The organism is Glaciecola sp. HTCC2999, from assembly GCF_000155775.1.
GTDB lineage: Bacteria > Pseudomonadota > Gammaproteobacteria > Enterobacterales > Alteromonadaceae > Opacimonas.
In genome coordinates this window covers 53,598-76,187 of the sequence record NZ_DS989816.1, presented here as the reverse complement: position 1 = coordinate 76,187, position 22,590 = coordinate 53,598, and the positions used below count along the sequence as shown (strand labels likewise).

Sequence of the window (22,590 nt, the reverse complement as noted above, 5' to 3'; positions counted from 1 at the left end):
ATGGGTATCCTACTTAGATGATGGCTGATTACCCTGCCTGTAGGCAGTCACAGCATGAGTGATCGCAGTGATCACGTCTTTTTGATTTGATACAGAGGCAGATGCATTAGCTGCTTGAGATGAAGCTGCAGGTGTTGGACGAGCAGACGAATAAGCGTTGGCTTCAGGCTCTGGAAACACTTCAACAAACTTAGTGATGAGCTTTACACTGATAATCAGCACACTTAAAAAGATGAACACAGTCAGCATACCAATCATTAATAATGAAGCAGCTTCAAAGAGTTGTTCAGACATAGTTGGTGTATTCATAATACACTCCACAATATTTCGGTAGTATCTTTATAGCGATCTATGAATAAAAACACAATATTTTTTTACCAATTTACGACTTTTTGGTCATAATTATATTATTTAATAATTATTAATTACACTAATTTAAACAAAAAAATAATAATAAAATGTTTATTATCAATAATTTAGTTAAATACAATATCAATAAGAGTGTCCAAACCTGAATTGGTAAGACCAATTTACTATTTATTCATAATTTTGCATAAATACTACGCTTTTATAAATAATTATTTTATAGTTTTCATTGATCAACGCGATATTAACTCAACCATATGATGAAAAAGCGCATAATAGAGACGGTCTAAACAAATGATAGGCAAAAAAAAACCACCTAACAAGGTGGTTTTTAATGATTGGCGCGTGCGGAAGGATTCGAACCTCCGACCGCCTGGTTCGTAGCCAGGTACTCTATCCAGCTGAGCTACGCACGCGCACTAAAACTGATTTAAAACATAAACTAATACAGAGTTAAGGTCATTTAGTTATGTTTGATACATTTTTATAAAAACATATCAGAAAAAATGGCGCGTGCGGAAGGATTCGAACCTCCGACCGCCTGGTTCGTAGCCAGGTACTCTATCCAGCTGAGCTACGCACGCGCACTAAAACTTTTACAACACGTTTCCACCAAACAAATGGCGGAGAGGGAGGGATTCGAACCCTCGGTACGAATTAACGTACGGTTCCTTAGCAGGGAACTGGTTTCAGCCACTCACCCACCTCTCCACAACGTGGAAGCGCATTCTACTGTACCCATTATATAAGTCAATGCTTTACTAATATAAAAATGATAAAAAATTCATGTTTAGGTGCATTTTGCTGATTAATCCAACAATTGCATTTAGTTTGCTTAATTTATGCCCACATATCAAGCGTCAGGCTTATGTTCATCCTTGGTAAACTCAGCATCCACATCATTTTCAGGATCACCGACAACATCTTCTAAACGCACTTTATCCACACTTCTAAAGGTATTGATAGGGCCTGCTAATGCATATAAAGCAAATACAATAAATAATACTAATGCTGGCTCAGTGGCAACGACCACAAACACTAACATCACCAGTAATAAAGCAACAAAGGGCACCTTACCAGCCCAATTCACTTCTTTAAATGAGTTATATTTGAAATTGCTGACCATTAATAGGCCGCATAGCGCTGTCACACCCGCTAAACCCCAGCTCAAATGTGACGTATCGATGGAGTACTCTTGAGCCACCCATACCAAACTCGCCACGACACCCGCGGCAGCTGGACTCGCTAAACCTTGAAAAAAACGAGAATCAGCAATTCCCACTTGCGTATTAAAACGAGCCAACCTAAGCGCTGCTCCGGCAACATATATAAAAGCAGCAAGCCAGCCTAGTTTGCCTAAGTCCGTGAATCCCCAATTATAAGCAACTAATGCTGGGGCGACACCAAAAGAGACCATATCAGCCATAGAATCATACTCAGCACCAAATTCACTTTGTGTATTGGTAATGCGAGCAACTCGACCATCTAAACCATCAAATATCATAGCAACAAAAATAGCGACCGCAGCAGCTTCGTAATAGCCATTCATACTAGAAATAACGGCATAAAAGCCTGAAAATAATCCAGCGGTTGTTAACAAATTAGGAAGTAGGTAAATGCCTTTTTTAGGGACAGGGGACATAAATTTAATCTCATCAGTAATATGCTATTAATGTAACACAATTAGTGTAGCTGCATAAAATAGTGTTTTATCTTTAATCAGTCTTATTCAATAAAATAATCATGATAAATACATCATATTATTATAGCACTCGCTGTGTCATTAGCGAGTTACACTATTATCACTTATCGCTTTTAGGATCTGTCGAAATTTGTTTATTTTATTTTCGTTTGTCTGTAACCTCTTAAAGATTGAGACGTCATGATACTAACCAATCTTATAATTACATGTACGGAGACATAATGAGCTTGTTTTTAGTCATCGCTTTACTATTGATAGGCACTCTTATCCCTATTTTTGCGGCTCGTTTTGGTCGTGGAATTACCACCATAGCGACAGCCATCGCTCCGGCTATCGGGTTCGCCTATATTATTAGTTTAACCCCACAAGTCCTCGCCGGTGAGCACTTGATTGAGTATCTAGAATGGATCCCTGCAGTGGGATTAACCTTATCCTTACATCTAGATGGTTTATCTTTAATGTTTGCGCTACTGATTTTGGGTATCGGTTTACTGATTATACTTTATGCAAGTTATTACTTATCTGATAAGGAAGACGCCGGTCGATTCTTTTCCTATTTGATTCTATTTATGACGGCAATGTTATCGATTGTGTTATCAAATAATATTCTACAAATGTGGATGGCATGGGAAGTCACAAGTATCAGTTCATTCTTACTGATTAGCTTCTGGGGGCATCTATCGGGTTCACGTAAAGGTGCCCGAATGGCTTTAACGGTAACGGGTGCAGGCGGATTAGCATTATTAGCAGGCCTATTACTTATTGGTGATATTGTAGGGAGTTATGAGCTAAGTGTGATCCTCGCTAGTGGTGACTTACTCACAGAACACGCGTTATATCCTATTATTCTTGTCTTAGTATTACTTGGTGCGTTTACCAAATCAGCCCAATTCCCGTTTCATTTTTGGTTACCACATGCCATGGCGGCTCCTACGCCGGTAAGCGCTTATTTACATTCAGCGACGATGGTCAAAGCGGGGATTTTCCTCATGGCACGTTTCTATCCGGTTCTTTCCGGCACTGAAATGTGGTTTTTAATTGTTTCAACTGCAGGGTTAATCACATTATTATTAGGGGCGTATGTAGCGCTGTTTAAGCACGATTTAAAAGGATTACTTGCATATTCAACGATCAGTCACTTAGGCCTTATCACCTTATTATTGGGACTCGATACCCAATTATCTGCCGTCGCCGCACTGTTTCACATCATGAACCACGCAGTGTTCAAAGCATCTCTATTTATGGCAGCGGGGATCATTGACCACGAAACTGGCACACGAGACATGCGAAAACTCAATGGCCTATGGAAATATATGCCTTACACTGCCACACTCGCCATGGTAGCAGCCGCGTCTATGGCTGGAGTGCCTTTATTTAATGGCTTCTTATCCAAAGAAATGTTTTTAGCTGAAACGCTGAATCAACATGCTTTTGGCTTTTTATCGTGGATGATCCCGGTATTAGCGACCATCGCCAGTATCTTTTCCGTCGCGTATTCGACCCGCTTTATACACGATGTATTCTTTAATGGTGAACCCATTGACCTGCCCAAAACACCTCACGAGCCGCCACGCTTTATGAAGGTGCCAATAGAAGTGTTAGTTATCCTATGTATTGCAGTGGGTATTTTTCCCGTACTGATGGTAGGAGATTTTCTGACGGCAGCATCACAAGCTGTTCTAAATACCACACAATTACCTTATTACAGTCTCGCTATCTGGCACGGGTTTAATTTACCATTACTGATGAGTGCTATTGCGATTGGTGGTGGGATTTTAATCTATACTTACCGGGCACGCCTGTATCGTTCTCAGGCCGAGTTCATGGAGACAGATGCCAAATTGATTTTTGAAGGTGTCGTTCAACATATCGTCAAAACAGCATCAAGCTATTATGACAAATTTGATTCAGGATCATTGCAACGTTATGTTGCTGCTTTACTCATTTTTACAATTATATTAATTGCACTGCCATTATTTAAATACCAATCAAGTTTCTCTGTTACGAATATGCAGCCGGTCACGGGTGTTGAAATCACAGCCGCAATTGTGATGTGTTTAGCTGCTATAGCAACCATGGTCTTGCATCGTCGACGTGTCATTGCACTGCTTGCGATATCGGTGGTGGGATTAATTTTATCGGTCGGCTTTGCCCGCTTTTCAGCACCTGACCTAGCGTTAACTCAGTTATCAGTGGAAGTCGCAACGGTCATCTTATTGATGCTCGCATTGTTTTTCTTACCTAAGAAAACGGCTACAGAATCAGCCCCTGGTCGGGTCGTCAGAGATTTAGCGATCGCTGCGGTATTTGCTGGATTAATTGCAACCATCAACTATATCTTTATTACTCAGCCGCTGACCAGTATTTCAGACTTTTACTTAGCTAATAGTAAAATTGGCGGCGGTGGTACGAATGCTGTTAACGTGATTTTAGTGGATTTTCGGGGATTAGATACGTTAGGTGAGATCTTAGTATTAGGGATTGCCGCACTGGGCATATTTAAATTAATGGCGCGCATTCGTTTGGCCATGCCAAACGCCGATGAAAAAGGCCGTCCATGGACTAACGATATTCATCCGACCATTTTATCTATGATCTCGCAAAGTCTATTACCACTTGCTTTACTGGTGTCATTTTATATTTTCTTGCGGGGACATAATATGCCCGGAGGCGGTTTTATCGCTGGTCTGGTGACGTCAATTGCCATCATTCAACAATATATCGCTCATGGTGTCGAATGGGTCAAGCCTAGAATTAAAGTCGATTATCAAAACCTTATCGCCCTTGGTGTATTAATTGCGGCACTGACAGGTGTAGGCAGTTGGAGCTTTGGTTATCCTTTCATGACAACTTGGTTTGATTATTTTGACATTCCGTTCATTGGTGAAATTGAGCTGGCTAGCGCATTAATATTTGATTTAGGGGTATATTTGACTGTGGTAGGAGCAACGCTGTTAATTTTAGCTCACTTGGGTAAATTATCTACACCAGACCGACCTAAGGTGGAACGCTAATGGAACTATTATATGTGATCTGTGTGGGTGTACTGACGTTTAGTGGTATTTTTCTGTGCTTACGTGCACGTACTTTCCCTGTGGTAGTTGGACTCACCATGCTCGGTTATGCGGTGAATATGTTTTTATTTTCCAGTGGTCGATTAAATCTTGAAGGAGCCGCTATTTTAGGCATGGCGGATAAATATGCTGACCCATTACCTCAAGCCTTAGTATTAACAGCGATTGTGATTGGCTTTGCGATGATCGCATTCGTCGTGATCTTATCGATGCGCGCTCGGGCTGATTTAGGCAGTGACTTGGTCGATGGCAGTGAGCCACCCGATACGCGAAAACTGGTCAAATCTAAGCGAGGTGATGCATGATTGAGCACATGATCATTTGGCCTATTTTAATCCCGATGATAGGTGGGCTATTAATGCTATTACCTCCTTTCAAAGGTATTGAACGTTATGCGGCTCGTCGTGTCTTTGCCGTCCTATTAATACTAGCGCAAATCGCCACTGCTATCGCCATTCTGCTCTCTGCCAGTGGTAATGCGCCTATTTTCTATGCCGTGGGCAATTGGCTACCGCCCTTTGGGATCATCTTATACGCAGATACTCTCTCTGCCATATTAGTACTATTAACAACATTTTTAGGCCTTGGCGTCATTTTATACTCATTAGCAGGTGAAGATCGTGCAGGCCGCTATTACCATCCTCTTATTCAATTTCAAATTTTAGGGATCAATGGCGCGTTTCTCACCAATGATTTATTTAATTTATTCGTATTTTTTGAAGTTCTGCTCATCGCTTCATATAGTTTATTAATTCATGCCGGCGGTAAGCAAAAAACCGAAGCTGCACTTCACTATGTCATTTTAAATTTAATCGGTTCGAGTATTTTCTTATTTGCGCTGGGCACGATTTATGGGGCAATAGGTACGTTGAATATAGCGGACATGGCGTTAAAAATTAGTAGCCTATCAGAATCAAATTTACTCCTTGCTCAGATTGGTGGGGCATTATTGCTGGTCGTATTTGGCCTGAAATCTGCCATGTTGCCGCTGCATTTTTGGTTACCGAAAACCTATGCTGCAGCCCCCGCACCGGTCGCTGCACTATTTGCAATTATGACTAAGGTAGGCATCTATTGTATTTTCCGTGTATATACGGTCATTTATGGCGTAGAGGCTGGCGAACTCGCCGATATGATCCAACCTATTATTTGGCCTCTAGCGTTTGTCACCATAGCCATCGGCACTGTGGGTTCACTCGTCAGCCCTACCCTTAAAGGGATAGCGGGTAATCTGGTGATCGTATCAGTCGGTACGTTATTAATTGCATTTGCATTACGAACCCCTGAAGCAACTGCCGCAGCATTAATGTATTTGATCCACAGCACCTTAGCTACCGCAGCATTATTTTTAATTGCAGATTTAATAGGACTGCAACGTGGTAAAGCGGGAGATAGATTTGTTATTTCGCGAAAACTTAAAAATCAAAGTTTATTAGGCAGCTGTTTTTTTGTCGTCGCTATGGTCGTGGCAGGATTGCCCCCTTTCTCTGGTTTTCTAGGCAAATTATTGATCCTGCAAGCACCCACTTTAAATGCAGACAAATTCATGATTTTTAGTGCCATTCTTTTGAGTAGTCTGGTGACGATTGTCGCGCTCTCACGAGCAGGAACAACTATTTTTTTCCGTCATGCTCCGGTGCGCGACCCAGTCAAAGATCTCAATGACTCACCCGATTTATCCAAGTGGCAAATCACTGGGGTATTAGTGCTATTAATTGCATCACCACTTATCACGATATTTGGTGCTCAGGTCATTGAAATGACTCAGCTAGCCGCACAACAGCTGCATGATGTTGAGCTATTGATTGATGTGATGCGTTTAAGAGGAGTGGAATAATGACCCGAATTTTCCCTCAGCCTTTCCATACATTATTACTCACAGCAGTGTGGTTATTGTTAAATAATAGTATGAGCCTAGGGCATATTTTATTAGGACTTATATTAGGTATTGTGATCCCGATTGTGTGTCAACCATTAAGGATCCCACAGCCCAAGATAGCAAAACCTTTTAAACTGATCCCTTATGTATTGGTCGTTCTCAAAGATGTTATTATCGCAAATATTGAAGTGGCCATACTCGTGTTAGGCCCGGTCAAGCGGATCCAACCAGGTTTCATCGCTTACCCACTAACGCTCAAAGATGACCTACCCATTACGCTGCTTGCCAGCACAATCACTATGACGCCAGGAACCTGTAGTTGCGAGTTAACTGAAGATAAACAGTTTTTATATATTCATGTGCTCGATATGCCAGCAGATGAACAAAGCTTAATAGACTACATTAAAGTCCATTATGAAGGCCGCGTGAAGGAGATTTTTGGATGTTAGATTATGCCATTTTATTTGTGTCAGGTGTGTTGAGTATCGCATTAGTGATGAATTTATGCCGATTACTATTAGGCCCTAATGCGCCTGATCGTATCCTTGCGCTTGATACCATGTGTATTAACAGTATCGCACTTATTTTAGTGTATGGGATGCATTCTGGCTCACCATTATACTTTGAAGCAGCCTTACTCATTGCCATGCTGGGTTTTGTGTCGAGTGTTGCATTTGCTAAATATCGCCTTCGCGGCGATATCATCGAGTGAGGTCATGATGTCGTTTGGATTTGAATTAGCGATTAGTATTTTACTGGTCATTGGTGGTATCTTTATTTTTGTTGGATCATTTGGCTTATTACGTCTACCAGACTTTTATACCCGATTACACGCTCCGACCAAGGCAACCACTGTTGGTTTAGGTAGTATTTTATTGTGCTCAATGCTAACGGCTTACGCCACAGAAGGCCGTTTTAGTATCAGTGAGTTACTCATTACATTGTTTCTAGTGATCACCGCACCGGTAGTAGCACATATGTTAGCCAAAGTGGCTATGCACCATAAAGTGAGAATGTTTGCTAAAACTAAGCATACGGAGCTAGTGGATACTGCACGTATGCAGCAACCACCCGCTTCAGATTCATCGAGTAAACTCGATAGTTAAGTGACCATCACTTACATCCACTTGAACCTTATCAAACTGCTTGTCGCGCAACGATAATAGTTGCGTGGCCAGAGGGTTTTCTAATTCCTGTTGAATCGCTCGCTTCAACGGTCGAGCACCAAAAACAGGATCAAACCCCACATCGGCAATTTTGTTTAAGGCAGCACCAGAAATACTCAGTTCAAATCCTTTATCTTGCAAGCGCTGACGTAAACCCTGCAATTGTATTTTCGCGATCGATTTAATATTGTCCAAAGCTAAAGGATGAAACACCACAATATCATCAACTCGGTTAATGAATTCAGGTCTAAAATGCATCGCTACTGTGTTCATGACACTGGCTTTCATTGCATCATAATCCTGTTGATGAGCCTGTTCTTGGATCACATCAGAACCTAAGTTTGACGTCATGATAATCACTGTGTTTTTAAAATCCACTGTTCGCCCTTGACCATCAGTCAGACGGCCATCATCAAGCACTTGAAGTAAGATATTAAACACATCTGGGTGTGCTTTTTCGACTTCATCTAACAAAATCACTGAATATGGCTTACGACGAACTGCTTCGGTTAAATATCCGCCCTCTTCATAACCAACATAACCAGGAGGGGCTCCGACAAGTCGAGCCACTGAATGTTTTTCCATAAACTCCGACATATCAATGCGCACCATCGAATCTTGGGAATCGAATAAGAAATCCGCCAACGATTTACATAATTCTGTTTTACCCACACCTGTGGGTCCCAGAAATAAAAATGATCCTATTGGTTTAGCTGGATCCGCTAAGCCGGCACGTGAGCGACGAATGGCATTGGACACACATTTCACCGCTTCATCTTGGCCGATGACACGGTCATGTAAGACGGTTTCCATCCGAACCAATTTATCACGTTCTCCCTCGAGCATTTTGGCCACGGGGATCCCTGTCCAGCGTGATAATACATCTGCAATTTCAACATCTGTCACTTTATTTTTCACTAATTGTGGCGTCACTTCATCCGCTGTATTAGCATTTTCTAACTGTTGCTCGAGTGCTGGAATACGCCCGTATTGTAATTCTGACATACGGTTTAAATCCCCTGCCCGACGCGCAATATCCATATCTTGTTTAGCTTGTTCTAGTTGAGCTTTGATCCCTTGCGCCCCTTGCATGGCATCTTTTTCTGTTAGCCAGATGGTTTCTAAGGCTTTATAACGTGATTCTGCTGTCTCACGTTCAACCTGAATAATATCTAAACGTTTCAGACTTGCTTCATCACTTTCTTTAGCTAAGGCTTGCTCTTCGAGTTTTAATTGTATGATGCGACGATCCAACTTATCCATTTCTTCTGGCTTTGAATCTATCTGCATACGGATACTCGAAGCGGCTTCATCAATCAAATCAATGGCTTTGTCAGGTAGTTGACGATCCGCTATATAACGGTGAGATAAACTCGCTGCCGCCACGATAGCAGGATCAGTAATGTCCACGGAATGATGAAGCTCATAACGTTCTTTCAAACCCCGTAGTATGGCAATGGTATCTTCTACTGTTGGCTGATCGATTAATACTTTTTGAAAACGTCTTTCAAGCGCCGCATCTTTTTCAATGTATTGACGATATTCATCTAACGTTGTAGCACCAACACAATGAAGTTCACCACGTGCTAGCGCAGGTTTTAGCATATTGCCGGCATCCATGGCTCCATCACCTTTGCCAGCGCCCACCATTGTGTGTAATTCATCGATAAATAAAATGACATTACCTTCTTCTTTGGATAACTCGTTTAACACAGCTTTAAGACGTTCTTCAAATTCACCGCGGTATTTAGCCCCCGCAATTAACGCTCCCATATCTAATGACAGTACACGTTTATGTTTAAGCCCTTCTGGCACCTCTCCATTAATAATACGCTGTGCGAGTCCTTCAGCGATGGCTGTTTTACCGACCCCTGGCTCACCGATTAATACGGGATTGTTTTTCGTGCGACGCTGTAATACTTGGATAGTGCGTCGGATTTCATCATCACGACCAATGACAGGATCGAGTTTGCCTTGTTCAGCACGTTCAGTTAAATCACTGGTATATTTTTCAAGGGCTTCACGAACGTCTTCGGCATTAGGATCATTGACATTTTGGCCTGCCCGCACATTATCAATCGCAGTTTGCAGGGCTTTTTTAGTCACCCCGACACTGACGAGTAAATCAGCAAAACGCGATTTCGTCTCTAAAGCCGCCAATAAAAACAACTCTGAAGAAATAAACTGATCGTTGTGTTGTTGTGCAATTTTATCGGTTAAGTTGAAACATGCGATAGTGTCACGACTAAACTGAACATCGCCAGATGCGCCTTTAACCCGTGGTAGTTTTTCTAACGCTTGAGCCAATCCGGAGCGTAACGTATTTAAATTTATGCCGGTCTGTTGCAAGATGGTGCGGACACTGCCACCTTGTTGATTTAACAACGCAGTAGCAATATGCTCAGGCTCAATATATTGATGGTCACGCCCAAGTGCTAGTGATTGGGCGTCAGAAATTGCAGATTGAAATTTAGTTGTACATTTATCAAGTCTCATCTCAGGTCTCTTCAATTATTCATCTTGTGATAAATATTAAGTGGGTACGAGACCATGTTATTCAATATCTAAATTGAATAAAAAACCAACAATGTGACAGAGAGTTGATCTAGCGCAAACTAATGACAAGGTTAATCTTCAGCGATACCATGAATATCCGTATCGGCACGCACATCTTCTAGTAATTGCACAAAATCATCAGGTAATGGTGCATTAAACGTTAACCAATCCTCAGTAATTGGATGTGCAAAAGAAAGCTGTGCCGCATGTAGCGCTTGACGTTTAAAGTTACGCAAAGCTTGCATAAATGCTTCACTAGCGGCTTTAGGCATGCGTGGGCGTCCCCCATATAACTGATCACCCACCAAAGGGTGACGGATATGTGCCATATGCACACGAATTTGGTGGGTACGGCCACTTTCTAATTTTAGACGCAGGTGAGTATGAGCTCGGAATTTTTCTTTAATACGATAATGCGTTGTCGCTTCTTTGCCCGTTGCTCTAACAGCCATTGATGTGCGTTTCGTCGGATGACGACCAATTGGCTCATCTACAAAGCCACCGGCCACCATAGTGCCCATGACTAATGCTTCATATTCACGACTCATGACTCGGGTTTGTAATTGTTCCACCAGGTATGTTTGTGCAATGAGGGTTTTGGCAACGACCATTAAACCGGTTGTATCTTTATCAAGGCGATGCACAATCCCAGCACGCGGAATATTTTCAATCTCAGGGTGATGCGCCAACAACGCATTTAACACTGTACCATCCGCATTTCCGGCGCCAGGGTGAACGACTAAGCCTGCCGGTTTATTGATCACCAATACATGTTCATCTTCAAATACAATATCCAATTCGATATTTTGTGGCGTATTTAATACTTGTACGGCTATCACTGCATGAATATCAATTTGTTCATCACCTTGCATTTTTTGACGGGCGACAGTGACCACTTCATCATCGACCTTAACAAAACCCGCTAAGATCCATTCTTTTAACTTACTGCGCGAATATTCGGGGAACAAATCGGCTAATACCTGATCTAATCGTTTATCAAATTGAGTTTGATCGACAATACCGGTGAGCGAAATAGTTTGTTGCTGAGATTGAGATTGAGACATAAAGTGATTAATTTAGAAAAACTGTGATAAATAAAATACAATTATATCAGTTTCCACACAAAGGTGTGCAATAATACGAGTTGTATACACCAGACAATCAATAATAAAGGTTACTTCGTTGATGAAAATAAGATTATACGCCCTGAGCTTAATTGGTTTAATCGCGTTAGGCGGTTGTAGCTCAGCGCCAGAAAAAGCAATCGAAGAGGTCGAATTACAAGGCCCTCAGGCTATCTATGCCAAAGCTAAAACAGCCATGGAGAATGGTAATTTTGGTGGGGCTGCTGAAATATTGAGCGATTTAGATTCTCGCTATCCATTTGGTGAACTATCACACCAAGTTCAACTGGATTTAATTTATAGTTATTATAAAAGCGGTGACAGTGCACAAGCATTAGCGACTATTGATCGTTTCATCCGTTTAAACCCAAATCATAAAGACATTGATTATGCGTATTTCATGCGCGGTTTAACGAATATGGAAATGGATGATAATTTATTCCAATCATTATTTAATATTGATCGCTCAGATCGTGATCCTTCTGCATCACGTGAAGCATTTAATGACTTTAGACAGTTATTAGATACGTTTCCTGAAAGTAAATATGCCACCGATGCACAAAAACGCATGGTTTATATTAAAACTCGGTTAGCTAAATATGAAATCGCTATTGCGCGTTTCTACATGCGTCGAGAAGCTTACGTAGCAGCCGCTAACCGTGGTCAGTATGTATTAGAATACTATCCCGATACAGGCATGGTTCAAGAAGCTTTAGAAATCATGGTGTCATGCTATGACCAGTTAGGTCTGGACCAACTAAAAGCGAATGCGATTAAAATTTTGAAACTTAACTACCCAGAGAGTGAGTTTATTTTATAAGTTGTTAATATAAGTTCAGATATACTATCTTAACGACCAAAAAAAACGCGTTAACTAATTTAGTTTAACGCGTTTTTTTTGACTACATTTGGACTTATTTAAAAAATAAGTGACTAAATGGATTTAGTAATCGTGCAATTCCTGATGTGAAATGCAATGGTTTATCGACAATCGAAAACACTAAACAACCATCATCTGCATTTGAATGCGGCGAATGAATATGCTCATCATCCATCACAATCAAATCCCCTGAATCATAATCAGCTAGACCATCAGAAAACTCACCATTCACCACTAGGGTAAATTCAGTACCTCGGTGCGTATGCTCAGGAACACGCCCCCCTTTTTCCATATAAATAAAATGGGCCATCCCAGCTTCACCTAAATCAACAGGCGCTTGCCACACTTTACCTAACAGCTTTGACCAATTTCCAGTCTTTTTCACAAAACGTTGCAATGGTCTAGGGACATCAAAAAAACGACCATCCAACTCAATGCGCGGTGATTTTTGTACCGGTGCATCTAATACAGGTAATTGTGTGATGCTCGCTAGCATTTTATCAAATGCTGGGTCGCTAAATGTATGCGCTTTAATATTCTCGATATCACTTGCCAATTCTAGATTGACATCATCGACTTTAGCTTGGCATTTGGAACAAACATCACAGTGAGCAGCTGCAACTAACGCTAACGCTGAAGAAATATTGCCTTCAGCAAACTGACGTAGTTGCTTGTCAGTTGGGTGGTAATTAATCATGGTCTTCTAACATATCCTTTAATCGCTGCAGTGCTAATCGAGTCCTACTTTTTACTGTTCCTAACGGAATAGTAAGTTGATCTGCAACTTCTTGCTGCGACTTTCCATCAATATAGATGGCTTCAATCACGGCCTTTTGTTTATCAGGTAATTTGTTAAACAGCTGGCCTACTTGTTGTAGTGTTACTTGCTGATCTAAAGAAACTTCATTTTGATCAGGTGTCTGTTCACATAAAACAGGCCACAAATCATCAGAACAAATATCTTCTTTTCGATTCTGCAATTTTCGTAACATATCAAAACGGATATTACGGGCGATGGTAAATATCCATGTTGACGGGGAACCCTTTTCTGAATTGAACAAATGTGCTTTTTGCCACACATTCGTCATGGTATCTTGGACTAACTCCATCGCTAACGCTTCATTGCCCATTTGTTTCAAGGCATATGAACGTAGACGAGGTGCAAAATATCCAAATACTTTGGCATAAGAACGTTTACAACGCTCTGCAGCAACTTCCATTAGGAGTGCTGACATCTCTTCTGCGCAGTCTTTTGGCTTGCTGGTGTTCGTAAATTTGTTTTCCAAAGAAATTCCAACGAGCATATTCACTACCTTATTAACGTTTATTATATATACGGCGTGAATATTATTAAGATCATAAATTACTCTACCAGTTTTGTTAGGTATTGTACAATTTTGGAGCAATCACTTTCAGCTAGAAATGCTTGCTTTTGTGCCGCATCAACGGGAAGGAGTTCCAGCCAGCGGTTAATTACCCAAATTGGGTCATCGAATCTAGTTTCTTGATATAAACTATTGACCTCAGGATATTTGTCAAAAATCTCTTTGAGTTTTATATCCATTGGGAACAAGGCATCTTTCTCAAGATTAAATTGCCATGGCGAAATAATCTCACAATCAGCAATGCGTAACTCATCTTTTTCGATTCGAATATTGCTAATTGAGACACATTTTACGCCTTCCACCGTAATCCCTAACAAACCATCATCCAGCATATTAAAATCAACCACACTGACATAGGTACCAATCGAATGGATATGCTCGTTTGTCGTCTTATCGCCTTTTGCATTTAACATGCAAATGACGAATCCTGATTCAGAAGCACATGCTTCTTTCACCATACGAGTATAGCGAGGTTCAAATATGCGTAACGACATTCTTCCGCCGGGAAGAACATGCGCAGATAATGGAAAAAGAGGTAAGGTAACCACAATAAAATGCCTAATTAATATCACACCCATAAATATACGATGCGAACTAGACTAAAGTTTAAAAATAATTGAGTAATTTTTTGTTGATCCGTCTATTATAGATAGATGTAAATATATTAATTATTATCTCAATATAAGTATGTATGACTGCGATTGAACGTTTTACAACATTCTACCAAGAACTATCACCAGACAATATCTCTCAACTCCCTGATATTTATAGTGAAGATATCACTTTGATTGATCCTGTGGGTACCCATCATGGTTTGAATACACTGCATAATTACTTTGATAACTTATTAACTGGTGCCACTTCATCTCATTTCGTAATTCATCAAATATTACCTCATAAAACACCAGAACCTCTCCAAGACACATCTTTTACGGTCACCTGGACGATGTCTTTTGCCACCCCTAAACTTAATAGTGGTAATCTCATACATGTCGATGGCATTACCTTACTTAAAATTCGTGATGACAAAATCTATTTTCACCAAGATTATTACGACATGGGGCAAATGGTTTATGAACATGTCCCACTCTTAAAATGGGTGGTGAACAAAATCAAATCAGGTATGCGCGCATGAAGCGTTTATTAGTGACCGGTGCGACCTCGGGTATTGGTGAAGCTGTCGCATTATTAGCAGCAAAAAATGGCTATGCTGTGATTGCTTGTGGCCGTAATAAAGACAAATTAGCAATACTTGAACAACAACCCAATATATCGACCTGCCAATTTGATGTCACCGATTTGCAGGCAACTAAAACAGCTTTAGCCGAAGTTGAGTGCGATATCGTGTTGCTCAATGCTGGTACTTGTGAATATGTCGATGTGGATGCAATCGACGCGGCGATGTTTCAACGTGTGTTTGATGCGAATGTCTTTGGGGTCGTCAATGTTATCGAAGCTCTCAGCCCTAAATTAGTCGCAGGTAATAAACTGGTATTTGTCGATAGCCTTGCGCGCCTATTACCCTTTGCCAGAAGCCAAGCTTATGGTGCGAGTAAAGCCGCATTGCATTATATGGCCAAAAGTTTTGCTGTTGATTTCGCCGCAAAAGGTATCCAAGTCCAAACCATATCACCTGGGTTTGTTAAGACGCCACTGACGGATAAAAATGATTTCCCTATGCCTATGAGTATCGAGGTTGAAGAAGCGGCTCAGGATATCTTAAATGGATTAGCCAGCCGCCAAGCTAGTGTCTATTTCCCAACTCGTTTCAGTTTACTATTGCGTTGCTTAGATGCACTACCTGAATTTATACAACACAAGTTATGCCTTTCGATGCGGCAACCTCCCGCCGCACCAGTTGAACAACAAAAGAGAGATTCATGAAAAAGCGTATTGCGATTATTGGAAGCGGTATTTCCGGCCTGACATGCGGATATTTACTCAACAAAGACCACGACATTACCGTGTTTGAAGCAAACGACTACATCGGCGGCCATACTGCTACAAAAGATGTGTATATCGACGACGTGCATTATGCGATTGACACCGGTTTTATTGTATTTAATGATTGGACCTACCCCAATTTTAATAAGCTCATGAGTATGATCGGGGTGAATGCTCAGCCTACCGAAATGAGTTTTAGTGTGAAAAATCGTGCCGCCAAATTAGAATATAATGGCAACACACTCAATTCCTTATTCGCGCAACGCAGAAATTTATTGCGTCCAAGATTTTGGCGCATTGTCTTAGACATTTTAAAGTTCAATAAATTATGTAAATCCGAAGACGCACAAACACACGCTAAAGCAGGCATGACCTTGTTTGATTACATTGAACATCACAACTTGAGTGATGATTTTAGTCAAAACTATATTTTGCCAATGTGCGCAGCAATATGGTCAATGTCCGTTGAAGACTCCAAGTCATTCCCATTGACGTTTTTCTTACAGTTTTTCAATAACCATGGATTATTAAACATCACTGACCGCCCCCAGTGGTATACCATTATTGGTGGTTCGCGTGAGTATATTGCCCCCTTGACCCAATCCTTTGCTGATCAAATTAAACTCAACGCTCCCGTGCAACGTGTCTTAAAATTGACTGATAGCACAGGTTACTCGGTTACATTTGGCGCGGCAGATAACACCCAATCGGCTGATTTTGATGAGGTTATTTTTGCTTGTCATTCTGATCAAGCTTTAGCGATGCTACATGAACCCACTCAAGCACATCATCAAGTATTAGGTAATATCGAATATGCAATGAATGAAGTCGTGCTGCATACGGATGTGAATGTATTACCTGAACGTGAACTCGCCTGGGCCAGCTGGAATTATTTGATCAAAGGGGATGCTAATGAAGCATTACAACCTGCTTCAGTCACCTATAATATGAATATCCTACAGCGCTTACAAACTGAGCACACGTTTTGTGTGACCTTGAATAATACCGCTGAAATTGATCCTGCTAAAATCATTAATACCTTTCATTATGCCCACCCGCAATTCAGCCCAGATATGGTCAAAGCGCAAGGTGAGCGTAAACGTATTTGTGGCCAAGATAATCTACATTTTTGTGGGGCTTATTGGTATAACGGATTCCATGAGGACGGAGTTCGTAGTGCATTAGATGTCTGTGAACGTTTTGGAGCAACGCTTTGAACCAAGTCAACATTCAGCCGCACAATACATCGCTAGAAAGTGCAATTTACCAAGGCTCTGTGATGCATAAGCGCTTTACCCCGACGCGTCATGAATTTAAATATGATATTTATTTGTTTTGGCTCAAGCTCAAAGAGCTTCGGGCATTATCTGAGATCCCTGGTTTTAATCTTAATACCAAAGGGCTATTAGAATTTCGTCGCACCGATTACCTTAACGAACAGAACCTATCGCTCGAAGAAGAAGTGCTACATAAAGCTAACGAGTTACGTTTAACCTTGCCCACCCCGATTACCAAAGAAATCATAGGTGATGTGTATTTTCTCGGGCAAACAAGGATGCTGAACCTGTACTTTAGCCCTGTTAATTTTTACTACATCCAAGATCCCCAATCACAACAATATACCTTCATGCTTGCGGAGGTCAGTAATACACCCTGGCATGAACGACATTATTATTTGATTGATTTAAGTGCTCAGGAAGATACGCCAAAAGCATTTCATGTTTCGCCTTTTAATCCAATGGATATGCAATATCAATGGCATATCCCACAACCCAATGATGCCATTAAGTTATCATTAACGTGCCACAAAGAAATTAAACATATGGTCGCGAGTATTGATTTATATCGTCAGCCATTAAACCAAGCTAATCTATCTATCGCTAAACGACGTATACCAAGTATGACGTTAAAAACGGTTGGTGGCATTTATTGGGAGGCGTTAAAGCTATTTATAAAACGTACTCCTTTTTATGGCCATTCCAAACCCATTACGCAATCTGAGGAAGCATAAGTATGTCTCAAGCAGAACAAGCAATAATTAAACATGAAGAGGGCGCATTCATCGATAAATGGTGCAAACGTGCATTTATCAATGTCCTCAAAAAATTACCACAAGGGTGTATGACCCTCAAAGAAAATGGGGGCATGGTCGCTCAATTCGGTGATATGAATAGCGAATTACAAGCTGAAGTCAATATATTGGATAAAAAAGCGTATCGTCATTTATTATTCGGTGGCAGTGTCGCCAGCGGTGAAACTTATATGGACGGTATGTGGAACACACCAAATTTAACCAACGTAATTCGCATATTTGCTCGTAATTTACCGACCTTAGATAAATGGGAAAAACGTTTTGCATGGCTCACTTTCCCTATTAATAAGATCCAGCATTTCTTTAATCGTAATTCTGTTGCACAGGCGCGTAAAAATATTCAAGCGCATTACGATCTAGGTAACCAGCTTTATACCCATTTCTTAGATGAGAGTATGATGTATTCTGCAGCAGTATATCCGCACCCAGAAGCCGATTTAGCAGAAGCTCAGCAAAATAAACTCAAAGAAATTTGTGAAAAACTGCAACTCAAACCCACTGACCATTTAATGGAGATTGGCACTGGTTGGGGTGGCTTAGCCGTGTATGCAGCTAAGCATTATGGTTGTCACGTCACGACAACTACCATATCTGACGAGCAATATGCTTGGGCGCAAGAATGGGTCGCCAAAGAAGGCTTGGAAGATAAAATCACCTTATTAAAACAAGACTACCGTACCTTAGAAGGGACTTACGATAAGCTCGTGTCTATTGAAATGATAGAGGCAGTAGGTAAATCGTATTTACGTAATTTCTTCGAAAAATGCACGTCTTTATTAAAACCAGAAGGGCTCATGGTACTGCAAGCGATCACGATTGATGATCGTCGCTATGCCAGTTACAGTAACGGGGTGGATTTTATTCAAAAATATATCTTCCCTGGCGGTTTTTTACCCTCGCAATATGTCATTAATCGTTGTATCAAAAAATACACTGATCTTAGCATTCGTGATTTACATGATATCGGTTTAGATTATGCGCAAACGTTATCTCATTGGCATGATCGTTTCTTTGATAATGTCGAAGCACTTCAAGAAAACGGCTACGACGAACGTTTTTCTCGGATGTGGCAATACTACTTAAATTATTGTGAAGGAGGCTTTAGAGAGCGCTCCATCTCAACGGTACAATTAGTTTTAGGCCGAACGGCACATACCGAGGATTTAACTTTCAGGTAATGTGTGTCGCGATCATCTTGATCCTAGATAATAACGTTCATTGTGAAGTGCATTTTATCATCCGATAAAGTGCACTTTTTAATTAAAGAGTGCAAAACTCACTAATAGTCACAATGATTAGTAAGATTACTATGCTTTTTTTCACCATTTACGATATTATCTTAGGCATTAAGATGAGCAAACGTTAACAAAGTGAGTCGTCAATGGCACAAGACCAAGCACGTGATAAAGACCTTCCTAATTTTGAACAATCAATGCAGCAGCTTGAACAGCTTGTCCAAGAAATGGAACGTGGAGAACTGTCCCTCGATGTTGCGTTAGCGAAATTTCAAGATGGCATTGTACTCGCGCGTGCATGTCAAACCTATCTCAAAGATGCTGAACAAAAAGTCAGTATATTAACCAAAGATAATGCGACGCTAAAACCCATGACTAAGGACGAAGACGACGCTGATTATGGATTTTAAGCAATACCACGCTCAGGTCGTAAGTGACACTCAGATATTATTGAGTCAATGTATCAGGCACTACCCTACTTTACCATGTGACTTATTAGCGGCAATGGAATACGCCCTATTAGGCCAAGGGAAACGCATGCGCCCACTATTGATAAGTCTAGTGGGCGATGTATTAGGCGTATCCAAAGAAAAATTAGCGCCCCTGATGGTGGCAATCGAATGTATTCATGCGTATTCATTAGTACATGACGATTTACCCGACATGGATGATGATGATCTACGAAGAGGTATGCCGACATGTCACATTCAATATACACCCGGTACCGCTATATTAGTGGGTGATGCTTTGCAGAGCCTTGCATTTGAGCATTTAGCTCAACATCCTGTTTTGAGCGCGAGCGAAAAGGTGGCGGTCATTCAGATCTTAGCCAAAGCGTCAGGCTATGAGGGCATGTGTGGCGGTCAAGCGATCGATTTACACTTTACCAACCAAGATATCGATTTGGAGACGTTAACTCAACTTCATCGACTCAAAACCGGCGCATTACTAGGTGCCTGTGTGGATATGGTCATTGCATTAGTGCCGTCTCTGGATGTAGAGCATCAAGCATTATTGCACACCTTTAGTCGAAGTTTGGGTTTAGCATTCCAAGTACAAGACGATATTCTAGATATCACCAGTGACAGTGATACCTTAGGAAAACCGAGTGGATCAGACCAAGATTTAAACAAATCGACATTCCCAGCACTACTTGGTTTACAAGCGTCTCAGGAATATTTAGATAGATTGTATACGCAAGCACTTCAATCATCGGACCAATTACCTTACAATACCGCACAATTAAACGAGTTCGCCGCCTTTTTGGTTAAGCGCAACCACTAACCTACAGAGCCTTTTTAATATATGTCATTGGATTTAGCACATTACCCGACTCTGGCTTTGGCAAATACTCCAGAGGAATTACGGACGTTACCCAAAGATAAGCTTCCTCAAGTTGCAGATGAACTTCGTCAATTTTTACTATCTAGTGTTAGCCAATCCAGTGGTCACTTTGCCTCAGGTTTAGGTACAGTTGAGCTCACTGTAGCATTACATTATGTCTATAATACCCCTGTTGACCAACTTATCTGGGATGTAGGCCACCAAGCTTATCCACATAAAATTCTAACCGACCGACGTGAGCGGATGACGACCATTCGTCAGCAAGGCGGATTACATCCTTTTCCATGGCCTCCAGAAAGTCAGTACGATACATTTGCAGTAGGGCATTCCTCTACTTCTATTAGTGCAGCCGTAGGTATGGCTATTGCTGCCGATAAAGAAGGACTAGGGCGTAAAACGGTAGCTGTGATTGGTGATGGTGCCTTAACCGCAGGTCTTGCCTTCGAAGCACTTAATCATGGTGGTGATATTGCTAAAGATCTCGTGGTGGTCTTAAATGATAATGAAATGTCAATTTCGGAAAATGTCGGTGCGTTAAATTCTCATTTAGCACGTTTATTAACCGGCAATTTTTACAACACTATTCGTGATGGCAGTAAAAAAGTCCTATCCACGGTACCGCCTCTTAAAGAATTCGCCTCAAAAGCGGAAGAACATATCAAAGGTATGGTTGTCCCTGGTACCATCTTTGAAGAATTAGGGTTTAATTATATCGGTCCTATTGATGGTCATGATGTGAAAGGCATGGTGGATACGCTCAAGAATATGCGTAATATATCGGGTCCTCAGATTTTGCATGTCGTGACTAAAAAAGGGAAAGGCTACACCGTTGCTGAGAACGATCCGATTAAATTTCATGCCGTACCTAAATTTAATCCTGAAGAAGCAACCTTGCCTAAATCAGCACCAAGTTCGCCCTCTTATTCAGATATTTTTGGTGATTGGCTATGTGATATGGCCGCGCAAGATCCTTTACTCAATGCCATTACCCCGGCTATGCGTGAAGGCTCGGGAATGGTTAAGTTTTCCAAAGACTATCCTGAACAATATTTTGATGTAGCCATTGCCGAACAACATGCAGTAACATTAGCTGCAGGGATGGCTATCCGTGGCTTAAAACCTGTCGTCGCAATTTATTCAACCTTCCTACAGCGAGCATATGATCAATTGATTCATGATGTTGCTATCCAAAATTTACCCGTATTATTCGCGATTGATCGTGCAGGGATCGTCGGGGCTGATGGTCCTACACATCAGGGTGCTTTTGATATTAGTTATCTACGCTGTATTCCTAATATGGTCATTATGACACCGGGTGATGAAAATGAATGTCGACAAATGCTTTACACGGGCCATCAATTAAACCAGCCTGCCGCGGTTCGTTATCCTCGAGGTGGTGGAGAGGGAGTCCCTATTGAGCCACAAATGACCGCTTTAGCAATTGGCGTCTCACGTACACTCAATACTTCAAGTGCGACTACCCAGCGTGTTGCCATTTTAAACTTTGGTACCTTGTTACCTGAAGCTAAACAAGCTGCTGAAATACTCAATGCAACACTCATTGATATGCGTTTTGTAAAACCGCTTGACCAACAAGCATTGATTTCAGCTGCGACAGAGCATGACTTATTTGTGACTATCGAAGATGGCGCAATCAAAGGTGGCGCGGGAAGCGAAGTCGCCGAGTTTATATTGGCTAATGACATTGATGTCAAATTACTGCAATGTGGTTTACCCGATGAGTTTATAATGCAAGCGACTCAAGCTCAAATGTATGCGCAACTGCAGATTGACGCTGCCGGTATTGTTAATCAAGTTAAAGCGCGTTTAGCTAAGATTTAAC

General features: G+C 41.2%; 22 protein-coding genes and 3 tRNA genes. 15 read left to right on the top strand and 10 right to left on the bottom strand.

The window, feature by feature from the left end:
* Positions 1-9 precede the first annotated feature (9 nt).
* The 5 genes from G2999_RS12495 to pssA all read right to left on the bottom strand — a co-directional run bounded on the left by G2999_RS12495 (position 10) and on the right by pssA (position 2,008).
* The gene (locus G2999_RS12495) at positions 10-309 is read right to left on the bottom strand and encodes an OadG family protein (RefSeq protein ID WP_010181711.1); all 300 of its coding nucleotides are present in this window, start codon (positions 307-309) and stop codon (positions 10-12) included.
* Between the two features lie 396 nt (positions 310-705).
* Positions 706-782, bottom strand: a tRNA-Arg gene (locus G2999_RS11275).
* Between the two features lie 91 nt (positions 783-873).
* Positions 874-950 (bottom strand) — tRNA-Arg (locus G2999_RS11270).
* Between the two features lie 37 nt (positions 951-987).
* Positions 988-1,077: transfer RNA gene (locus G2999_RS11265), tRNA-Ser, on the bottom strand.
* Positions 1,078-1,219: 142 nt separating this feature from the next.
* The gene (gene pssA, locus G2999_RS11260) at positions 1,220-2,008 is read right to left on the bottom strand and encodes a CDP-diacylglycerol--serine O-phosphatidyltransferase (protein ID WP_010181709.1); all 789 of its coding nucleotides are present in this window, start codon (positions 2,006-2,008) and stop codon (positions 1,220-1,222) included.
* A gap of 281 nt (positions 2,009-2,289) precedes the next feature.
* Between pssA and G2999_RS11255 the strand changes: the two genes are divergently transcribed.
* Genes G2999_RS11255 through G2999_RS11230 form a run of 6 tightly spaced genes read left to right on the top strand, consistent with a single transcriptional unit; the run spans position 2,290 to position 8,127 of the window.
* On the top strand, positions 2,290-5,082 hold the full coding sequence (locus tag G2999_RS11255; RefSeq protein ID WP_010181707.1) for a monovalent cation/H+ antiporter subunit A: 2,793 nt from the start codon (positions 2,290-2,292) through the stop codon (positions 5,080-5,082).
* Complete coding sequence (locus tag G2999_RS11250) at positions 5,082-5,447, top strand: Na+/H+ antiporter subunit C (protein ID WP_010181705.1); 366 nt, start codon at positions 5,082-5,084, stop codon at positions 5,445-5,447. Before G2999_RS11255 ends, G2999_RS11250 begins: the two co-directional genes overlap by 1 nt.
* Entirely contained in the window at positions 5,444-6,979 is a 1,536-nt protein-coding gene (locus G2999_RS11245) for a monovalent cation/H+ antiporter subunit D (protein ID WP_010181703.1), read from the top strand. The genes G2999_RS11250 and G2999_RS11245 overlap by 4 nt, the downstream gene beginning before the upstream one ends.
* A complete protein-coding gene (locus G2999_RS11240; RefSeq protein ID WP_010181701.1) occupies positions 6,979-7,470 on the top strand; it encodes a Na+/H+ antiporter subunit E in 492 nt (163 codons plus the stop codon). The genes G2999_RS11245 and G2999_RS11240 overlap by 1 nt, the downstream gene beginning before the upstream one ends.
* On the top strand, positions 7,464-7,733 hold the full coding sequence (locus tag G2999_RS11235; protein ID WP_010181699.1) for a K+/H+ antiporter subunit F: 270 nt from the start codon (positions 7,464-7,466) through the stop codon (positions 7,731-7,733). The genes G2999_RS11240 and G2999_RS11235 overlap by 7 nt, the downstream gene beginning before the upstream one ends.
* A 4-nt stretch (positions 7,734-7,737) precedes the next feature.
* Positions 7,738-8,127, top strand: a complete 390-nt coding sequence (locus G2999_RS11230; protein WP_010181697.1) for a Na+/H+ antiporter subunit G — start codon at positions 7,738-7,740, stop codon at positions 8,125-8,127.
* Here G2999_RS11230 and clpB read toward each other — a convergent pair.
* Both clpB and rluD read right to left on the bottom strand, forming a co-directional pair.
* A complete protein-coding gene (gene clpB / locus G2999_RS11225) occupies positions 8,104-10,683 on the bottom strand; it encodes an ATP-dependent chaperone ClpB (RefSeq protein WP_010181695.1) in 2,580 nt (859 codons plus the stop codon). The two genes, G2999_RS11230 and clpB, sit on opposite strands and share 24 nt — an antisense overlap.
* Before the next feature lie 131 nt (positions 10,684-10,814).
* The gene (gene rluD / locus G2999_RS11220; protein ID WP_010181693.1) at positions 10,815-11,807 is read right to left on the bottom strand and encodes a 23S rRNA pseudouridine(1911/1915/1917) synthase RluD; all 993 of its coding nucleotides are present in this window, start codon (positions 11,805-11,807) and stop codon (positions 10,815-10,817) included.
* Positions 11,808-11,928: 121 nt separating this feature from the next.
* On the opposite strand from rluD, the gene G2999_RS11215 reads away from it, so the two are divergent.
* Positions 11,929-12,687 carry an outer membrane protein assembly factor BamD gene (locus G2999_RS11215; protein ID WP_010181690.1) on the top strand — a complete coding sequence of 253 codons (759 nt, stop codon included), beginning with the start codon at positions 11,929-11,931 and terminating at the stop codon, positions 12,685-12,687.
* 94 nt (positions 12,688-12,781) lie between these two features.
* Here G2999_RS11215 and G2999_RS11210 read toward each other — a convergent pair whose 3' ends face one another.
* Genes G2999_RS11210 through G2999_RS11200 form a run of 3 tightly spaced genes read right to left on the bottom strand, consistent with a single transcriptional unit; the run spans position 12,782 to position 14,710 of the window.
* On the bottom strand, positions 12,782-13,444 hold the full coding sequence (locus tag G2999_RS11210; protein ID WP_010181689.1) for a ChrR family anti-sigma-E factor: 663 nt from the start codon (positions 13,442-13,444) through the stop codon (positions 12,782-12,784).
* Positions 13,437-14,051: a sigma-70 family RNA polymerase sigma factor gene (locus tag G2999_RS11205; protein ID WP_010181687.1), complete on the bottom strand. Its 615-nt coding sequence runs from the start codon at positions 14,049-14,051 to the stop codon at positions 13,437-13,439. Before G2999_RS11205 ends, G2999_RS11210 begins: the two co-directional genes overlap by 8 nt.
* A gap of 59 nt (positions 14,052-14,110) precedes the next feature.
* Entirely contained in the window at positions 14,111-14,710 is a 600-nt protein-coding gene (locus tag G2999_RS11200) for an LON peptidase substrate-binding domain-containing protein (RefSeq protein ID WP_083781722.1), read from the bottom strand.
* A gap of 113 nt (positions 14,711-14,823) precedes the next feature.
* Here G2999_RS11200 and G2999_RS11195 point away from each other — a divergent pair, with 113 nt between their 5' ends.
* The 8 genes from G2999_RS11195 to dxs all read left to right on the top strand — a co-directional run bounded on the left by G2999_RS11195 (position 14,824) and on the right by dxs (position 22,589).
* Complete coding sequence (locus tag G2999_RS11195; RefSeq protein WP_010181683.1) at positions 14,824-15,267, top strand: nuclear transport factor 2 family protein; 444 nt, start codon at positions 14,824-14,826, stop codon at positions 15,265-15,267.
* Positions 15,264-16,016 carry an SDR family NAD(P)-dependent oxidoreductase gene (locus G2999_RS11190; RefSeq protein WP_010181681.1) on the top strand — a complete coding sequence of 251 codons (753 nt, stop codon included), beginning with the start codon at positions 15,264-15,266 and terminating at the stop codon, positions 16,014-16,016. Before G2999_RS11195 ends, G2999_RS11190 begins: the two co-directional genes overlap by 4 nt.
* The gene (locus tag G2999_RS11185; RefSeq protein WP_010181679.1) at positions 16,013-17,293 is read left to right on the top strand and encodes an NAD(P)/FAD-dependent oxidoreductase; all 1,281 of its coding nucleotides are present in this window, start codon (positions 16,013-16,015) and stop codon (positions 17,291-17,293) included. The genes G2999_RS11190 and G2999_RS11185 overlap by 4 nt, the downstream gene beginning before the upstream one ends.
* Entirely contained in the window at positions 17,290-18,087 is a 798-nt protein-coding gene (locus G2999_RS11180; RefSeq protein WP_010181677.1) for a DUF1365 domain-containing protein, read from the top strand. The genes G2999_RS11185 and G2999_RS11180 overlap by 4 nt, the downstream gene beginning before the upstream one ends.
* A 2-nt stretch (positions 18,088-18,089) precedes the next feature.
* Positions 18,090-19,346, top strand: a complete 1,257-nt coding sequence (locus tag G2999_RS11175) for a cyclopropane-fatty-acyl-phospholipid synthase family protein (RefSeq protein WP_010181674.1) — start codon at positions 18,090-18,092, stop codon at positions 19,344-19,346.
* A gap of 203 nt (positions 19,347-19,549) precedes the next feature.
* Positions 19,550-19,813 (top strand): exodeoxyribonuclease VII small subunit, encoded by a 264-nt coding sequence (locus G2999_RS11170; protein ID WP_010181672.1) that lies wholly within the window; start codon positions 19,550-19,552, stop codon positions 19,811-19,813.
* Positions 19,803-20,687, top strand: a complete 885-nt coding sequence (locus G2999_RS11165) for a polyprenyl synthetase family protein (protein WP_010181670.1) — start codon at positions 19,803-19,805, stop codon at positions 20,685-20,687. The genes G2999_RS11170 and G2999_RS11165 overlap by 11 nt, the downstream gene beginning before the upstream one ends.
* A 21-nt stretch (positions 20,688-20,708) precedes the next feature.
* Positions 20,709-22,589 (top strand): 1-deoxy-D-xylulose-5-phosphate synthase, encoded by a 1,881-nt coding sequence (dxs, locus tag G2999_RS11160; RefSeq protein ID WP_010181668.1) that lies wholly within the window; start codon positions 20,709-20,711, stop codon positions 22,587-22,589.
* Position 22,590: the final 1 nt, after the last annotated feature.